This window comes from Caulobacter sp. Root1472 (assembly GCF_001426985.1).
GTDB lineage: Bacteria > Pseudomonadota > Alphaproteobacteria > Caulobacterales > Caulobacteraceae > Caulobacter > Caulobacter rhizosphaerae.
In genome coordinates, this window is sequence record NZ_LMFX01000023.1 from 1 (window position 1) to 17,042 (window position 17,042).

Genomic DNA, 17,042 nt, shown 5'->3' on the forward strand with positions numbered 1-17,042 from the left:
CGAGGCTGTGTGAAAACACCGCCAAATCGGCTAGAATCCTGATGCTGGAGTAGCAGTCGGGAGGTGGAGTTGAGCCGCTTCGTTGAGGGTTGTGATCGCCGACAGCCGACGCTGCTTCCCGAATGTCTGGACGACTACGTGGCCGAGGAGAACCCGGTACGTGTGGTCGATGTCTTCGTCGACGAGATGGATCTGGCGTCGCTGGGCTTCGAAGTGATGCCGGCGGCGACAGGACGTCCGGCCTATCATCCGGCCATGCTGCTCAAGCTCTACGTCTATGGCTACCTGAACAAGGTGCAGTCCAGCCGCCGGCTGGAACGCGAGGCGCGGCGCAATGTCGAGCTGATGTGGCTGACGGGCCGGCTGGCGCCCGACCACAAGACCATCGCCGACTTCAGAAAGGATAACGGCCCAGCGATCCAGGCGGCCTGCGCCCAGTTCGTGGTGCTGTGCCGGCAGATCGGCCTGTTCGGCGCGGCCCTGGCCGCCATCGACGGCAGCAAGTTCAAGGCGGTCAACACGCGCGACAAGAACTTCACRGCCWACAARCTCAASAAGCGCCTGGAGCAAGTGGCCGAGCACATCGCCGGCTATCTGCGCGACCTGGACACCGCTGACCGTCAGGAGGGTGAGGCCGCCGAGACGCGATCGGAACGCCTGAAGGAGAAGGTCGAGCGGCTCCGCGAGCAGATGCGCTGGCTGCAGACCATGGAAGCCAAGATCGCGGCCTCTCCCGACGGCCAGGTCTCACTGACCGATCCCGACGCCCGGTCGATGGCCACCAGCGGACGTGGCAGCGGCATGGTCGGCTACAACGTCCAGTCCGCCGTCGACGCCGAGCATCACCTGATCGTCGCCCACGACGTGATCATGACCGGCAGCGATCGCCAGCAGCTCTCGTCAATGGCCGCGCAGGCCAAGGATGCTCTGGGCGTTGAAGCCCTCGATGTGCTGGCCGACCGCGGCTACTTCTCTGGCGAGGAGATCCTGGCCTGCGAGACCCTGGGCGTGACGCCCTACGTGCCCAGGCCCCTGACCTCCGGGGCCAAGGCCGATGGCCGGTTCGGCAAGCAGGACTTCGTCTATCTGCCCGAGCAGGACGTCTACCGCTGTCCCTCGGGCGCGCTGCTGCCGCGTCACATGACGAGCGTCGAGAAAGGGCTGACCCTGCACCGCTACTGGGATCTGGCCAGCTGTCAGAGCTGCGCCCTCAAGCCCCAGTGCACGACCAGCAAGGAGCGGCGCGTGACCCGCTGGGAGCATGAGGCGGTCATCGACGCCATGCAAAGGCGGATGGACCTGACGCCCGGCGCCATGCGCCAGCGAAGGCGGACCGTCGAACACCCCTTCGGCACGATCAAGGCCTGGATGGGATCGACACACTTCCTGATGAAGCGCCTGCCCAACGTGAAGACCGAAATAGGCCTCCACGTCCTGGCCTATAACCTCAAGCGAGTGATCGCCATCATGGGTGTCGGACCGCTGATGAAGGCGATCCAGGCCTGACGCCGGCCTCGCGCCACGCTCATGCTCTCTCGCAGGGGCGCAGCGGTTAGAGGGTTTTTACACAGCCTCGNCCGCTGATGAAGGCGATCCAGGCCTGACGCCGGCCTCGCGCCACGCTCATGCTCTCTCGCAGGGGCGCAGCGGTTAGAGGGTTTTTACACAGCCTCGGTCGAAAGCAGCCTCGGAATTACAAAGCCTCAAGGGCGACTTCCAGCGCCGCCATGTCCGGCGGCAGGGGGGTCTCGAACCGCAGGGTTTCGCCGGTGATCGGGTGGACGAAGCCCAGCACGGCGGCGTGCAGGGCCTGGCGGGAGAAGCCGATCTCGCTGAGCGCCGCCTTGACCGGCGCGGCCGGGGCGCCGGCACCATAGACCGGGTCGCCCAGGCAGGGGCTGCCCTTGCTGGCCAGGTGCACGCGGATCTGGTGGGTGCGGCCGGTCTCCAGCCGGCAGGCGACGCGGGCGGCCATGGGCCTGTCGCCGCCGAACGTCTTCTCTACCCGATAGTGGGTGATCGCCTCGCGGCCGCCAGACTTCAGCACCGCCATCTTCTTGCGGTCGCCGGGCGAGCGGCCCAGCTGGGTGGTGATCGTGGCGGCGGGCGGCTGCGGCGCCCCGCGGACCAGGGCCAGGTACATGCGGTCGATGTCGTGCCGGGCGAACAGGGCCGACAGCCCCTGGTGGGCGGCGTCGGTCTTGGCCGCCACCATCACCCCCGAGGTCTCCTTGTCCAGCCGGTGGACGATGCCGGGCCGCGCCACGCCGCCGATCCCCGACAGGCTGGCCCCGCAGTGGAACAGCAGGGCGTTGACCAGGGTGCCGGTCTCGCAGCCGGGGGCCGGATGGGCGGCCATGCCGGGCGGCTTGTCGATGACGATCAGGTGGGCGTCTTCGTAGAGCACGGCCAGGGGGATGGCCTCGGGCTCGGGCTCCGCCGCGATCGGCGGCGGGACCAGCACCGTGTAGACCCCGGCCGGCGCCTTGGCCTTGCCGTCGGCCATCGGGCGCGGCGCGGCCCCCTCGACGACCAGCGACACCTGGCCGGCCGCGATCAGGGCCTGCAGCCGGGCGCGCGACAGGTCCGGGGCGGCGGTCGCCAAGGCCTTGTCCAGCCGCTGGCCGGCCAGGTCCGGACCCAGCGCGATCCGCACCACCTCGCCGCCGCCGGCGCCCGCCTCGGGGACGTCCAGGTCGTCGGCCTCGTCGTCGACGAGCGGCGGGATCGGGTCGGGCGGCGGGATCAAGGCGTGTTCATGGCTCCGTCATGGGTCTGTCGTATCGCGGACACCGCCTGCGCCTAACGGCTCCGGTTCTTGTCTTGCGTCCGAAGGGGATAGTCGATGCGCGTGTTCCGCACCACCTTGCTCATGACCGCCGTCAGCGGCCTGGCGCTCTGCGCCGGCGCGGCCCACGCCGCCGAGCCCGGCGCTCCGGCCGCGGAGCCGGTCGACGGCCAGGTCGAGGAACTGATCGTCACCGCCCAGAAGCGCGAGCAGAAGGCGCTGGACGTGCCGATCGCCCTGACGGCCTATTCGGGCGCCATGCTGGAGCGGCTGGGCGTGCAGGAGTTCGACAAGCTGTCGGCCTTCGTCCCCGGCTTCCAGGTCCAGAACCAATCGCCCAACAACCCCGGCTTCGTGATGCGCGGCATCACCTCCGACAGCGGCGAGGCCACGGTCGAGCCGCGGGTCTCGGTGTTCCAGGACGGCGTGTCGATCTCCAAGTCGCGCGGTTCGTATGTCGAGCTGTTCGACGTTCAGCGCATCGAGGTGGCCAAGGGCCCGCAGTCGACCCTGTTCGGGCGAGGCGCGATGATCGGGGCGGTCAACATCATCCAGAACAAGGCCGATCTCAAGGCCCTGGACTGGCGGGTCGGCGCCGAGCTGGGCGACCACGGCTACGGCCTGTTCGAGGGCATGGCCAACGTGCCGCTGAGCGACACCTTCGCCCTCCGCCTGGCCGGCCGCTACAAGGAGCGCGACGGCGCCATCGAGAACGTGCTGGGCGGCCCCAACTTGGGCTCGACCGACACCGGCGCCCTGCGCCTGTCGGCCCACTGGTCGCCGACCGCCAGGCTCGACGCCGACCTGATCCTCAACTACGAGGCCGACCATCCGACCGGCACGGCGTTCAAGTCCAACAGCTACAACCCGACCAACATCGCCACTGGCCAGGCCCTGGGCGATCGCGACCCCAACAGCCCGGCCGGCCTGTCCAGCGGCTACGGCTTCGAGGGCGGCGCGCCCCTGGGCCTCAAGCGCTTCGTGCAGGGCGCGACGGCCCTGGTCGACTATCGTTTCAACGACGCCTGGACCCTGTCGTCGATCACCGCCGCCCGGCACTTCGCCAGCGACGAGGTGTTCGACCCGGACGGCTTCTCGCTGCCGATGTTCGTGTTCGCCGAGGACGCGCGCGGCCGGCAATACAGCCAGGAACTGCGCCTGAACTACGACAACGGCGGCAAGGTCAGCTGGTTCGGCGGCGTCAGCTATTTCGATGAGGAGGCCCGGACCCGCGTGCCGCTGCAGTTTGATGAGCGCTACGCCCTGGCCCTGCTGACCGGCCAGCTGACCAAGCCCAATCCGCAGCCAACGGCGGTGCTGACCAACACCACCTTCCTCTCGGCCCTGGTCACCGGCCTGACCGGCGGCGCGGCGACCGGCGCGGTCGCCCAGGGCATCGCCAGCAATCTGGGCGTCCACACCGAGCAGTTCACCAACTATGGCGCGACCAAGTCGTGGGACGTCTATGGCGACGCCACCTGGCATGTGACCGACCGCTTCGAGCTGTCGGCCGGCCTGCGCTACACCAATGACGACAAGTCCAGCGGCGTCGCCTCGCAGGTCAGCCAGCGCTCGATCCTGGGCGGGACGATCGGCGCCCTGAGCCAGGCGCCGGCGACGCGTCAGGCGATCCTCGGGGCCCTGGCGGTTCCGGGCGCGGCCAACATCCCGACCTCGGCGGCCTATCCGGTCCCGATGTTCGGCCTGTTCGCCCAGCCGACCACCGGCAACGGCCAGGTCTCGACCCAGGACTTCACCGACGACGGCCTGACCTGGCGCCTGGTCGGCCGCTACGCGGTGACGCCCGACGCCAGCCTCTATGCGTCCTACGCCCGCGGCCGCCGACCCAAGGTGCTGTCCTCGGCCGCGCCTAGCGCGCCGATGTCGCCGGGCAAGTTCACGCCGGTGGCGGCCGAGACCGTCGACAGCTACGAGGCCGGCGCCAAGAGCCGCCTGCTGGACGGACGGCTCAATGTGGAGGGCGCGGTCTACTTCTACAGCTACGACAACTTCCAGACGAATGTGCGCGAAGGCGCCCAGATCATCACCACCAACGCCGGCAAGGCCGAGAGCTACGGCTTCGAGGGCCAGGCCACCTGGCAGGCCGCCAGCTTCGCCGAGGTGTTCGCGACCTACGGCTACAACCACGGGCGCTTCAAGGCCGGCATCCGCGACGGCAACCGCTTCCGCCTGTCGCCGGACCACAAGGTCTCGCTGGGCGCCAGCCTGCACGCCGACCTGCTGAACGGCCGCTTCACCTTCACGCCGATCTACGCCTGGCAGTCCAAGCCCTTCTTCGACGACGACAACGACATCCCGGCCCTGCAGCAACACAACCTGCTCCCCGACCTGGTGCAGGACGAGTTCCAGAACAGCTACGGCCTGCTGGACCTGCGCCTGGAATACCAGCCGTCGTTCGCCCGCTGGAAGGTCGGGGCCTTCGTCACCAACGCCACCGACGAGAAGTACATCAAGGACGCCGGCAATACGGGCGACAGCTTCGGCATCCCGACCTTCATCGCCGGCAATCCGCGCTATTACGGCGTGACGTTCTCGCTGCGGCGATAGGCGGCCGCTCGCCGTCGGGGACAGGCGCGGCGCCTGTCCCCGACGGCCCGGCTGGACAGACATCATCATTCCGCTGTTGTCTCTGCGGCGACGCGCGAGACGACCAAGCGGCGCCCTCGGGGAGTTGAGCATGACCATCGACAGACGCAGGGCCCTGGCCCTTTTCGGCCTGGGCGGCGCGAGCGCGGCCGGCGAGGCGATGGCGGCGGCCCCGCGGGGCCTGTTCGCGGGCCGGGCCGCCTTCCTGCACGGCGTGGCCTCGGGCGATCCGCTGGAGGACCGGGTGGTGCTGTGGACTCGGATCACGGCCGAGGCCACGACCGCGCCGATCGCCGTGCGCTGGGACGTGGCGACCGATCCCGGCTTCAAGGCCATCGTCCGCCAGGGCCAGGCCACCGCCGTCGCGGCCCGGGACTATACGGTCAAGGTCGACGTGACCGGCCTGAAGCCGGGGACCGACTACTTCTACCGCTTCCGGTATGTCCGGAAGGGCAAGCCGTTCGGCAAGGCCGTGGGCGGCCGCACGCGCACCCTGCCCAAGGGCCAGGTCCGGGACGTCGTCCTGGCCGTGGTCTCGTGCGCCCTCTACCCAAACGGCTATTTCAACGCCTATGACGCCATCGCCAAGCTGCCGCGCGTCGACGCCGTGTTGCACCTGGGGGACTACATCTACGAGTACGGCGCCGCGCCCGGCGACTACGGCATGGACTCACCGACCGCCAAGACCCGCGCGCCCGATCCGCCGCGCGAACTGCTCAGCCTGGCCGACTACCGCCGCCGCCACGCCCTCTACAAGACCGACCCCGCCCAGCAGGCCGCCCACGCCCGCGCGCCCTGGATCGTGGTCTGGGACGACCACGAGACCGCCGACAACAGCTGGATCGGCGGGGCCGAGAACCACCAGTCCGCCATCGAGGGCGACTGGGCCAAGCGCAAGGTGGCCGGGATCAAGGCCTATTACGAGTGGATGCCGATCCGCGAACCGGCGCCCGGGACCCTGCCGGAGGCGTGCTGGCGGCGCTTCCAGTTCGGCGACGTCGCCACCCTGCTGATGACCGAGACCCGGCTGACGGCCCGCACCCACCAGCTGGACTACGGTCGCGACCTGGCGGGGGCGGACGGCAAGCCCGACATGGCCGCCTTCGCCGCCAAGCTCAACGACCCCGACCGGCGAATGATGGGCCAGGGCCAGGAGCAATGGCTGGCCCGCGAGATCGACGCCTCGATGAAGGCCGGCACGGCCTGGCAGGTGCTGGGCAACCAGGTGGTGATGGCCCGGGTGGTCCCGCCCGACCTGAAAGCGACCATGGGCGAGGCGGCCTACGCCGCCCTGCTGTCCAAGCTGCCCGACTACGTCGCCAAGCCGGTCGAGGAGAGCCGGGGCCTGTCCCAGGCCGGCCTGCCCGGCAATCTGGACGCCTGGGACGGCTATCCGGCCGACCGGGCCCGGGTCCATGACATCTTCAAGGCCTACAAGGCCCGGCCCATCGTGCTGTCGGGCGACAGCCACGCCTTCTGGGTCAACGAACTGTGGGACGACGCCGGCGCCGCGCGGGTGGCGGCCGAGTTCGGGGTCACCTCGGTGACCTCGCCCGGCTATGGCGACTACCTGCCCGGCGTTCCGCTCGACACCGCCTATGTGGCCCGCAACAAGGAGGTGAAGTTCACCGACCAGGCCGCCAAGGGCTTCCTGCTGCTGACCCTTGAGCACGGCAAGGCGACGGGCGAGCTGGTCGCGGTGTCGACGATCCTCGATCCCCAGTACCAGACGCGGGTGCTGAAGCGGTTCGTGGTGACGCCAGGCGACGGCGGCGGGGTCAAGGCGCTGGCGGCGGGGTGATTTTCAGTCCGCTCATCCTGGCATTCGCCGGGATGAGCGGATCTATTTGATATCTCCGGTCTCGCCCTCAGCCGATCCGCATGGACAGCTCGACGTCCTCGGCGAACGGCGTGGACAGGTAGCCCGACGCCGGAGAGCGCACGCGCGCCAGGTAGTCGGGACTGTAGTCGGCGTTGTCGGCGACGATCAGGGCGCCCGGCCGCAGGCGGCTTTCCACCAGGCCGAGGATGTCGGGATACAGAGCCTTGGCGCCGTCCAGCAGCAGCAGGTCGATGGTTTCGGGCAGGTCGACGCTCAGCGTCTGCAAGGCGTCGCCCTGGCGGATCTCCACCAGGTCGATCAGGCCGCCGGCCGTCAGGTTGCCCCGGGCCCGCTCGATCTTGGACGGTTCGAACTCGCTGGTGATCAGCACGCCGCCGCCGTTGTCGCGCAGGGCCGCGGCCAGGTAGAGGGTCGAGATTCCGAACGAGGTCCCGAACTCGACGATCGTGCGGGCGCCGCCGCTGCGGGCCAGCATGTAGAGCAGCAGGCCGGTCTCGCGCGAGACGGCCAGGGGGAAGTCCTTCATCTGGCTGTAGAAGTCGAGATAGTCGGTCTTGCTCTGCATCAGACGCCGATGCTGTTCGACCGACAGGGCCGCCGCCAGGGGACTGCTCATCGGCGAGGCGGCGTCGGCTTCCTCGAACAGACGATCCAGCAGGGGCGCCACCGGGGCGGTGGTCAGGGTGTTCATGGGAAATTCCGGTCTGAAAGGCGCGTCCTTGCGCCGCCTCAAGAAATGCGACTAATTCGTCAGATTGACTATTCGCATCGCCCCAGGCCCCGATGAGCGAACGCCCAAGCCCCCGGATTTCCTCACGAAAGCAGCCTCGCCAGGCCCGCTCGACCGAACTCGTTTCCGCCATTCTGGAGGCCGCTGTTCAGGTTTTGGCCAAGGAGGGCGCGGGGCGCTTCACCACCGCGCGGGTCGCCGAAAAGGCCGGGGTCAGCGTCGGCTCGGTCTATCAGTACTTCCCCAACAAGGCCGCGATCCTTTTCCGGCTGCAGAGCGACGAATGGCGCCAGACCACCGGCCTGCTGCGCGCCATCCTCGAGGACGTCGACCGCCCGCCGTTCGAGCGGCTGCGCACCCTGGTCCACGCCTTCATCCGCTCCGAATGCGAGGAAGCCGAAATGCGGGTGGCGCTCAACGACGCCGCTCCGCTCTATCGCGACGCGCCCGAGGCCCAGGACGCCAAGGCGGCGGGCGCCGACATCGTCCAGGGCTTCCTGCGCGAGGCGCTGCCTAGAGTCTCGGAGACCCGGCGGGTCCTGGCCGGCGACCTGATCAAGGCCACGCTCAGCCAGGTGGGCAAGGACTTCTCGGAAACGCCGCGAACGGAGGCCGAGATCGCGGCCTACAGCGACGCCATGGCCGACATGTTCCAGGCCTATCTGCGGGCGCTGGAGGCTGGCGCGGCGTAGACGCCGAGGGGCCGCCCTCGTCCTTCGACAGGCTCAGGATGAGGGCTAGTGGTGAGGCGATTCAGTAGAAATCCTCATCCTGAGCTTGTCGAAGGACGAGGTTTTCGCCCCGCGCACCCTACCGCCGCTCCAGCGCGATCCGTACGCCGAACGCCACGAACACGCCGCCGGTCACCCGGTCCAGCCACTTGACCACGCCGGGCCTGCGCAGGGCCTTGGCGATCGGCGCGGTGGCCAGGATCAGGCCGCCGGCCCAGGCCAGGCCCATGACCACGTGCATCGACGCCAGCAGCAGGCCGAAGGCGGCGGGGCTGGCGTCGGCGGGGATGAACTGCGGCAGGAACGACACGTAGAACACCCCGACCTTGGGATTCAGCAGGTTGTTCCAGAAGCCCTTGGCCAGCGCCGCGGCCAGGCCGCCGGCCGGCGGAGCATCGCCCGCGCCGGTGTCGAAGGCGGCGCGCGGCTCGCGCAGCAGGCCAATGCCCAGCCAGACCAGATAGGCCGCGCCCGCCCACTTCAGGATCGTGTAGGCGGCGTGCGACGCCACCAGCAGGGCGCCGGCCCCGAACGCCGCCGCCGCGCCCCAGGCCAGGCAGCCCAGGCCGATCCCGACGGCCACGGCGCTCGCGCGCCGCCAGCCCTCGGCGGCGGCCGTGCGCAGCACCAGGGCGGTGTCCAGGCCCGGCGTGATGGTCAGCAGGCCGGCGGCCACGGCGAAGGCGATCAGGGACTGGGCGGTGGTCATGCCGACCTTGTCCGCCGCGCCCCGGCTCGACGCAAGCGCTCAGCCCGCGATGCGGCCGATGGCGGCGGCGATCGCCTGCCAGGCCGGCGATTCGGCGACGGGGACCTGGGTCAAGTGCAGCACCAGCATGGCCGCTCCGCCGATCAGATAGACCGGATGAGGACGTCCGCGCGTGCGCCAGTCGACCCACATCGCCAGGAACAGCAGCAGGTCGCCGAGCAGGGCCGGCGGGACGGCCACGAAGACCGGCGGCGCGCCCACCAGGGGCAGGCCGGGCGGCGGGGTTGGCGGCGGCCCGCCGTGCGGGGCCAGGAAGGTCAGGAACCAGCGGGCGATCGGCGCGCCCAGCATCGAGATCGTGGCCAGCAGCAGCAGGCGCTTGTGGGTCTCCGGCCGCCTGATGTTGACGATCGCCAGGATGAAAAGCACGGCGAAGAAGCCGATCCCGCCCATGCTGACCCAGGCGAAGGCGCGCACGTGATGGGCCAGGCCCTCGGGCTGGCCGGGCAGCGAGGCCTGGGCGACCCGCAGCGAGACGACGGCGGTGACCACGAACACCATGGCGGTGGCGATGGCCACGCCCAGCATGCCCCAGGTGCGGTGGGCGACGGTCTTGCCCTGGGCCACCAGCCAGGTCTGGGTGCAGAACAGCGCCATCCACGAGAACAGCACCAGGCCGTGGATATGAACCAGGGGCTCGGCCCTGAACCGGCCCTGGGCCATGGGCAGGAAATAGGTCGGCATGAAGCCGAGCACCGCGATGGCCAGGCAGGTCAACGCCATGGCGAAATAGAATTGGTGCGAGGCGTTGGCCTTCGCACCGGTTCGCAAAGCCGCTTCGGTCATGTGTCGCGCCCCCGTCAGTCCCCAGGACGACGATGCCACAGATCCCGTCGCCTGTAACGCCAGCGTACCCGCGTTCTTCGACCGCCGGTCTTCACGCGATCTGCACGTTCCCTGGCCGCCGGCTCGATGCGGGCCGGGCAGGCTGGCGGGATGAGAAGAGCCCTAAGCCTCGCGCTCGACCAGCGCGTCGTTCTCCCAGACGCGGTAGAAGCACGAGCGGAAGCCCACGTGGCAGGCGCCGCCGTCGCCTTGCGGCCGGACCTTGATCAGCACGGCGTCCTGGTCGCAGTCGATCCGCAGCTCGGTGACGACCTGCAGCTGGCCGCTGGTCTCGCCCTTCTTCCACAGGCTGTTACGCGAGCGGCTGAAATAGTGGGCGATCCCGGTGTCCAGGGTCAGCTTCAGGGCCTCGTCGTTCATCCAGGCGAACATCAGGATCTCGCCGGTGTCGGCGTGTTGGGCGATGGCGGCGACCAGGCCGCCGGCGTCGAAGCGCGGCGTGATCGCGGCGCCGCGCTCCAGGGCGGTCTTGTCGGCGGCGGGCGGGAAGATCTGCGACGTCATGGGACGACATATGGCGCCCCCTCGCCGGGCGTCAAAGCTTGGATCAAGAACCAGGTCGCGGCCCTGGACGCCTGGGCGAGGCCGTGGGCCGAGCGCGCGCGCCTCAACGGCTGGGCCTACGAGTTCCTGCTGTTCGGCCTCAAACAGGCCTGGGCCTGCCTGTTCGGCGGGCTGATGCTGGCCCTGATCGTCGGCACGCACCCGTGGTGGCCCTCTGCAGCGCCGCTAGCGCGCTACGACGTCCTCGTCCTCGCCGCCCTGACCATCCAGGTCGCCTTGCTGGCCCTGAGGCTGGAGCGCTGGGACGAGGCGGCGGTGATCGCGGTCTTCCATGTCGTCGGCACCGTCATGGAGGTGTTCAAGACCGCCCACGGTTCGTGGATCTATCCGGAGCCCGGCCTGCTGAAGATCGGCGGCGTGCCGCTGTTCAGCGGCTTCATGTACGCCTGCATCGGCAGCTACATCGCCCGCGTCTGGCGGCTGATGGACTTCCGCTTCGTACGTTACCCGCCCGCCTGGACGACCTGGACCTTGGCGGTTCTGGCCTACCTGAACTTCTTCACCCACCACTATGGGCCCGACATCCGGATCGGCCTGTTCGCGGCGTCCGTCCTGCTGTTCGGTCGCACCTGGGTGACGTTCACGCCCGACCGGACGCCGCGCCGCATGCCGCTGCTGCTGGGCTTCGGACTGGTCGCCCTGTTCATCTGGTTCGCGGAGAACCTGGGCACGCTGGCCGGCGCCTGGGCCTATCCCAGCCAGCGCCACGGCTGGACCCTGGTGTCGCCCGCCAAGCTGGGCGCCTGGTACCTGCTGATGCTGCTCAGCTACGTCCTGGTGACCGCGGTGCATCGGCCGAGGCGGGCGTGATGACCTGTCGATCAGGTTTCGAAGATCGTCCGTATGACACCGAGCAAGGTTTCGAGATCGTCGGCGGCCAGCGCGCCCAGCTTCTTGCGCAGGCGGCGGCGATCAATGGAACGCATCTGATCCGGCACGATCAGGCCATCCTTGCCGTTGAACACCACCGGCACGCGGAACGACGTGGCCCAGCCGCCGGTGGTCATCGGCGCGACCAGGATCGTCCGCACGACCTTGTTCAGTTCGTCGGGCGAGATGACGACGCACGGTCGGGTCTTCTGGATTTCGTGGCCGACGGTCGGATCGAAGTTGGCGAGCCAGACCTCTCCCCGGGTCACCATTCGCCGTCCCATTCCTCGTCGTCGAAATCATTGCCGAATTCTGGCCAGACGAGCCCGTCGGCGCCGGCTTCCGCCATCGCGCGGGCTTCTTCTTCCCAGCCGTCGCGCGGATGCTTTTTCGGTGCCGCCACGATGATGATGCGGTCGTCTTCCATCGTCACGTCCACGGGATCGCCCGCCTCCGCGCCGATACTGGCGAGGAAGGGCTTGGGTAGGATCACCCCGGCCGAATTGCCGATCTTGCGCACCGAGGATCGCATGAGGCCGTCTCCGTTAGAACGGAGTTATAACATTCTTTGGCCGCTACTTCCAGATCGGCTTGCCGTCCCCCGGCAACCCCAGCCGCGCCCACTTCTCGCTGACCGCGTCGATCACGCTCTGGTCCATGCGGATCTCGTTTCCCCATTCGCGATGAGTCTCGGGCGGCAGCTTGTCGGTGGCGTCCAGGCCGATCTTGCTGCCCAGGCCGCTCTCGGGGCTGGCGAAGTCGAGATAGTCGATGGGGGTGTTCTCGATCACCGTGATGTCCCGGGCCGGGTCCATCTTGGTGCTGATCGCCCACATCACGTCCTTCCAGTCGCGGGCGTTGATGTCGTGGTCCACGACGATCACCCACTTGGTGTACATGAACTGGCGCAGATAGCTCCAGACGCCCAGCATCACCCGCTTGGCGTGGCCCGGATAGGCCTTCTTCATCGACACCACGGCGATGCGGTAGCTGCAGCCCTCGGGCGGCAGCCAGAAGTCGACGATCTCGGGGAACTGCTGGCGGATCAGCGGGATGAACACCTCGTTCAAGGCTTCTCCGAGCACGGACGGTTCGTCCGGCGGTCGCCCCGTGAAGGTGGTCAGGTAGATCGGGTTCTTCCTCATGGTGATCGCGGTCACCTGGAAGATCGGGAACGTCTCGACGCTGTTGTAGTAGCCGGTGTGGTCGCCGTAGGGGCCCTCGTCGGCATATTCGTCGAGCAGGACGTGGCCTTCGAGCACGATCTCGGCGTGGGCGGGGACCATCAGAGGCACGGTCTTGGCCGGGACCAGGTCGACCTTGGCGCCGCGCAGCAGGCCGGCGAACTGGTATTCGCTCAGGGTGTCGGGCACCGGCGTCACGGCGGCCAGGATGGTGCCCGGATCGGCGCCCAGCACGGCGCAGGCGGGCAGGGGCTCGCGGTTGCCCGCCTTCTTGTGGCGGGCGTAGTGCTGGGCCCCGCCGCGGTGGGCCAGCCAGCGCATGATGCAGCGGTCCTTGGAAAGCACCTGCATCCGGTAGATGCCCAGGTTGAAGTCGTCCTCGCGGTCCTTGCCCGGGCCCTTGGTGACCACCAGCGGCCAGGTGATCAGCGGCGCCGGCTCGCCCGGCCAGCAGGTCTGGACCGGCAGCCTGGTCAGGTCGATCTGGTCGCCGGTCAGCACCACCTCCTGCACCGGGGCCTTCTTCACCGTGCCCGGCCGCATGGCCATCACGGTCTTGGCGAGGGGCAGCATGTCCAGGGCGTCCTTCAGGCCCTTGGGCGGCTGGGGCTGGCGCAGGAAGGCCAACAGCTCGCCGACCTCGCGCAGCTCGCCGGCCGTGGTGCGCGGCTCGCCGCCCAGGGTGACGCCCATGGCCACGCGCTTGACCGTGCCGAACAGGTTGGCCAGGGCCGGCATGGGCGAGCGCGACCCGTCGGGCAGCACGACGTTCTCGAACAGCACCGCCGGCCCGCCCGTGGCCAGCAGGCGCGTCTGGATCTCGGTCATCTCCAGCACGGTCGACACCGGCTCGGTCACCCGCACCAGCTCGCCCTTCGCCTCGAGGACGTCGATGAATTCGCGCAAACTGCGATAGGCCATGGTTCGCTCCGGGGGTCCGGAGGACCCCGACCCTGCAAAGGAGCGCGACGGTCGCCGAAACCGGATTCCGCTTTCGGCCGTCGCGCTCAGGACGGCGCGGAACCTACTCGTTTTTACCGGGCTGGCTACGGCGAGTTGAACGCCTCGCTCAGGACGGCGCGTAGACGCGCCACGTGCTGGGGCGTCATTTCGCCCAGCGGACCTCGCCGGTCCCGTGGAAGATGGGCCGCCGGATCGCCATGCGTCTCGAAGACGAAGTGGTCGAACATCTCGCGCCAGACCTCGCGTTCGACCGGCGGCAGGCCCCGCACGCTGGCCATGGCGTGGACCAGGGCGGTCAAGGGCGGGCCCAGCAGGGCCGGTGTCTCGCTCCACCAGTAATTGATCAGCACCGTGAAGGGATCGAGGGACTCGACATTATGGAACCAGCAATAGGGAATGTAGATCGCGTCGCCGGGCTCCAGTTCGGCGACCTCGGCCGCCGCCAGGGCGGTCGCATAGGCGGGGTAGCGGTCCAGGTCGGGCCGCGCCACGTCCACCAGGCTGACGGGCGGCCCCGCCGGCGTGAAGTCGAACGGCCCCAGATAGAGGTTCTTCAACTGGTCTGGCGGAAACAGGGTGAAGCGTCGCCGGCCGGCCACGGCGCAGGCGATGTTGTAGCTCATGTCGAAATGGGTGGCCGTGGTGATGGCGTTGCCGATCCAGATGCGCGGCGCGACCTCGGGGCCGACCAGGGCCAGCCGATTGGCCTCGGCGAAGCCCGGCAGGAGGCCCGGCGTCGGCGTCGACTGGACCGCGATGGCGGGCGGCCGGACGACGGGCCTCAGCTCCAGCAGCGCGGCCAACGCCCGGGCCAATGGCATGTCGTCACGTTCAAAGTTCAGGCCGCGCAGATCCGGGCTGTAAAAGAACCGTCCGTCGATGTTGGCGCTGGCGCTCAACACATTGACCGGCGCGCCGCTGTCCATCGCGTCCAGATAGGCGACCAGCGCCTCGTCCGACCGGCGGCCAGCGACGACGGCGGGCCAGTCGGCGACCAGGCCCTTGAGGATGGCGGGTTTGCCGGCCGGCAGGATCTCGTTACGAAACCGCCCGGCGTCGACGTCGTAATAATGTGGGGTCCGGGGGAGAGAGGACGTCGACAAGCTGCGGCTCCTGGGCGGTCGCCTTCTCGTAGAGCAAGGTTCGGCCGCGCCGCAAGCTCGACCCTAGGCGCCGGTCGCCGCACATGCTCCTGTCGTCGGTGGATCGCCAAGGTTGTGAGGGACCGGTCATGACAGAGGCTTCTTTCGGCGCTCCGCTCGACGTCAGCGATTCCCGCGCCGTCCGGCGGGCGACGATCCTCCGCCTGGCGACCGGCCTGGTGCAGGGCCTGCTGCTGTACGGCCTTTACCAGGCCGACCAGTCCAAGGTCTGGCCCGCCACCCAGCGCGAGCTCTACGGCGCCTTGCTGCTGGTCGTCCTGTTCACGCCGTTCGTGGTGCTGGCCGGAGTTTCGGCCCTGCGCTGGCGCACCCTGGCGGCTTGGAAGGGCGTGGCGGCCGTCGTCGCCGCCGGCCTCGGCGCCTATGGCGTGTGGAGCGGCGACCCGGTCGCCAGGGGCGTCGACGCCCTGGGGCCGCAGACCTTCTTCGCCGTCGCCGCCCTGGTTTTCATCGGCCATCACCTGGTCCAGCCGGCCGACATGGAGCGGCGGCGGATCGCGCGATACCCGACCTATTTCGACGTCACCTGGAAGCACGGGGTGCAGGGCGCGCTGTCGCTAGGCTTCACCGGCGCCTTCTGGCTGCTGCTGTTCCTGGCCGCGGCCCTGTTCAAGCTGATCGGCGTCGAGGCCATCGACACGCTGATCAAGCACGAGTGGTTCAGCTTCCCGGCCACCACCGTGATGTTCGCCGCCGCCGTCCAGCTGACCGACGTGCGCGCCAACCTGGTGCGCGGCGTGCGGACCGTGGCCCTGACCCTGCTGGCCTGGCTGCTGCCGCTGATGGCCCTGATCGCCGCGGCCTTCCTGCTGACCCTGCCGTTCACCGGGCTGGAGCCGCTGTGGAAGACCAAGAGCGCCACCGCCATCCTGCTGACCGCCGACGCCTTCCTGATCCTGCTGGCCAACGCCGCCTACCAGGACGGGACCGAGACGACCGCCGTGGTGCTGAAATGGGCCGCGCGGCTGGCGGGCGTGCTGCTGGTCCCGATCACCGTGCTGGCGGCCTATGGCCTGAGCCTGCGGATCGGCCAGTACGGCCTCAGCCCCGACCGGATCATCGCCGCCGCCTGCGTGCTGGTCGCGGCGGGTTATGCGGTCGGCTACGCGGTCGCCGCCGTGCGGCCGGGGGCCTGGATGAAGGCGCTGGAGACCACCAACATCGCCATGGCCTTCGTGGTCATCGCCGTGCTGCTGGCCCTGTGCACGCCGCTGGCGGATCCGAGGCGGCTGTCGGTGAACGATCAGATGATGAGGTTGGAGAAGGGGAAGGTGAAGGCGGCCGACTTCGACTTCCGCTTCCTGCGCTTCCAGGCCGGGCGCTTTGGCCAAGCGGCGTTCGAGACCCTGAAGCGCAGTGGCAGGGTCGAAGTCCGCGAGGGCGCGCGGGTGGCGGCGATGCTCGAGAGCCGCTACGAGCGACCGAAGACCGAGGTCGCCGAAAGCCCGGCAGGCCGCAACATGAAGATCCTTGCCAAGACGGAGATGCTGCCAGCCGGAACTGTCCTGCCCGACGACTTCGAACGGCAGTTCTCGGCGCCTGGCTCGATCCCATTGGGCGCCTGCTCGCCCTTCACCGATGACTGGTGCATCGCCACGCGCCGCCAGATCGATGGCGAGGGCGAGCCCGAACTCCTGCTGTCAGACGGGGGAAGCGTCGTGGTCTATCGCCGGGCTTCCAGTGGACGGTGGGAGGAATACGGCGTTGCGGAACTGTCGGCGTGCCCGAGGTTCAACATTCGGGATGTCTTCGCGAGCGAACGCCTCAAGGCCCTACCGCCGTCGTTGCCGGATCTGGAGATTGCGGGCGAAACCTATCACCTGACGCTTGGCCCGATGGGCTGCGAACCCAAGGCGCCGCCGCCGGCTGTGCTGGCCCCACTGCCGAAGGCCACCGACGCGGGGCCGCGATAGAGCCCTAACCCACCCCCTCGCTGACCGCATTGAGCAGCGCATACACCCCGCCGGCGCCGTGCGAACCGTGG

Annotated in this window: 15 protein-coding genes; 6 read left to right on the plus strand and 9 right to left on the minus strand. The window is 69.0% G+C overall.

Annotated elements, in window-relative coordinates:
- Nucleotides 1-69 precede the first annotated feature (69 nt).
- A complete protein-coding gene (locus tag ASD47_RS14975; protein ID WP_235525892.1) occupies nt 70-1,506 on the plus strand; it encodes an IS1182 family transposase in 1,437 nt (478 codons plus the stop codon).
- A 187-nt stretch (nt 1,507-1,693) separates the two neighbouring features.
- Here ASD47_RS14975 and ASD47_RS14980 read toward each other — a convergent pair whose 3' ends face one another.
- Entirely contained in the window at nt 1,694-2,749 is a 1,056-nt protein-coding gene (locus tag ASD47_RS14980; RefSeq protein ID WP_082564628.1) for an RluA family pseudouridine synthase, read from the minus strand.
- A 96-nt stretch (nt 2,750-2,845) separates the two neighbouring features.
- Between ASD47_RS14980 and ASD47_RS14985 the strand changes: the two genes are divergently transcribed.
- Together ASD47_RS14985 and ASD47_RS14990 are read left to right on the plus strand one after the other, a co-directional pair.
- Nucleotides 2,846-5,356 carry a TonB-dependent receptor gene (locus tag ASD47_RS14985; protein WP_056758107.1) on the plus strand — a complete coding sequence of 837 codons (2,511 nt, stop codon included), beginning with the start codon at nt 2,846-2,848 and terminating at the stop codon, nt 5,354-5,356.
- A gap of 130 nt (nt 5,357-5,486) precedes the next feature.
- Nucleotides 5,487-7,196, plus strand: a complete 1,710-nt coding sequence (locus ASD47_RS14990; RefSeq protein WP_056758109.1) for an alkaline phosphatase — start codon at nt 5,487-5,489, stop codon at nt 7,194-7,196.
- Between the two features lie 67 nt (nt 7,197-7,263).
- On the opposite strand, the gene ASD47_RS14995 is transcribed toward ASD47_RS14990, so the two are convergent.
- Nucleotides 7,264-7,929 carry an O-methyltransferase gene (locus ASD47_RS14995; protein WP_056758112.1) on the minus strand — a complete coding sequence of 222 codons (666 nt, stop codon included), beginning with the start codon at nt 7,927-7,929 and terminating at the stop codon, nt 7,264-7,266.
- 92 nt (nt 7,930-8,021) lie between these two features.
- Here ASD47_RS14995 and ASD47_RS15000 point away from each other — a divergent pair, with 92 nt between their 5' ends.
- On the plus strand, nt 8,022-8,660 hold the full coding sequence (locus ASD47_RS15000) for a TetR family transcriptional regulator (protein ID WP_056758115.1): 639 nt from the start codon (nt 8,022-8,024) through the stop codon (nt 8,658-8,660).
- A 118-nt stretch (nt 8,661-8,778) separates the two neighbouring features.
- On the opposite strand, the gene ASD47_RS15005 is transcribed toward ASD47_RS15000, so the two are convergent.
- From ASD47_RS15005 to hisI, 3 genes are all read right to left on the minus strand, one after another.
- Entirely contained in the window at nt 8,779-9,408 is a 630-nt protein-coding gene (locus tag ASD47_RS15005; RefSeq protein ID WP_056758118.1) for a LysE family translocator, read from the minus strand.
- A gap of 39 nt (nt 9,409-9,447) precedes the next feature.
- Nucleotides 9,448-10,254: a hypothetical protein gene (locus ASD47_RS15010; protein WP_056758121.1), complete on the minus strand. Its 807-nt coding sequence runs from the start codon at nt 10,252-10,254 to the stop codon at nt 9,448-9,450.
- Between the two features lie 162 nt (nt 10,255-10,416).
- The gene (gene hisI / locus ASD47_RS15015) at nt 10,417-10,818 is read right to left on the minus strand and encodes a phosphoribosyl-AMP cyclohydrolase (RefSeq protein ID WP_056758124.1); all 402 of its coding nucleotides are present in this window, start codon (nt 10,816-10,818) and stop codon (nt 10,417-10,419) included.
- A 63-nt stretch (nt 10,819-10,881) separates the two neighbouring features.
- Between hisI and ASD47_RS15020 the strand changes: the two genes are divergently transcribed.
- Complete coding sequence (locus tag ASD47_RS15020; protein WP_369800316.1) at nt 10,882-11,688, plus strand: DUF817 domain-containing protein; 807 nt, start codon at nt 10,882-10,884, stop codon at nt 11,686-11,688.
- A gap of 11 nt (nt 11,689-11,699) precedes the next feature.
- On the opposite strand, the gene ASD47_RS15025 is transcribed toward ASD47_RS15020, so the two are convergent.
- The 4 genes from ASD47_RS15025 to ASD47_RS15040 all read right to left on the minus strand — a co-directional run bounded on the left by ASD47_RS15025 (nt 11,700) and on the right by ASD47_RS15040 (nt 14,998).
- Entirely contained in the window at nt 11,700-12,020 is a 321-nt protein-coding gene (locus ASD47_RS15025; protein ID WP_056758127.1) for a type II toxin-antitoxin system PemK/MazF family toxin, read from the minus strand.
- Nucleotides 12,014-12,280, minus strand: coding sequence for an AbrB/MazE/SpoVT family DNA-binding domain-containing protein (locus ASD47_RS15030; protein WP_056758129.1), 267 nt, complete (start codon nt 12,278-12,280; stop codon nt 12,014-12,016). Before ASD47_RS15030 ends, ASD47_RS15025 begins: the two co-directional genes overlap by 7 nt.
- A 43-nt stretch (nt 12,281-12,323) precedes the next feature.
- The gene (locus tag ASD47_RS15035) at nt 12,324-13,853 is read right to left on the minus strand and encodes a UbiD family decarboxylase (protein ID WP_056758132.1); all 1,530 of its coding nucleotides are present in this window, start codon (nt 13,851-13,853) and stop codon (nt 12,324-12,326) included.
- Nucleotides 13,854-13,978: 125 nt separating this feature from the next.
- Nucleotides 13,979-14,998 carry a cupin-like domain-containing protein gene (locus tag ASD47_RS15040; RefSeq protein WP_056758135.1) on the minus strand — a complete coding sequence of 340 codons (1,020 nt, stop codon included), beginning with the start codon at nt 14,996-14,998 and terminating at the stop codon, nt 13,979-13,981.
- 128 nt (nt 14,999-15,126) lie between these two features.
- On the opposite strand from ASD47_RS15040, the gene ASD47_RS15045 reads away from it, so the two are divergent.
- A complete protein-coding gene (locus tag ASD47_RS15045) occupies nt 15,127-16,971 on the plus strand; it encodes a DUF4153 domain-containing protein (protein ID WP_082564629.1) in 1,845 nt (614 codons plus the stop codon).
- The last annotated feature ends 71 nt before the right edge of the window (nt 16,972-17,042 follow it).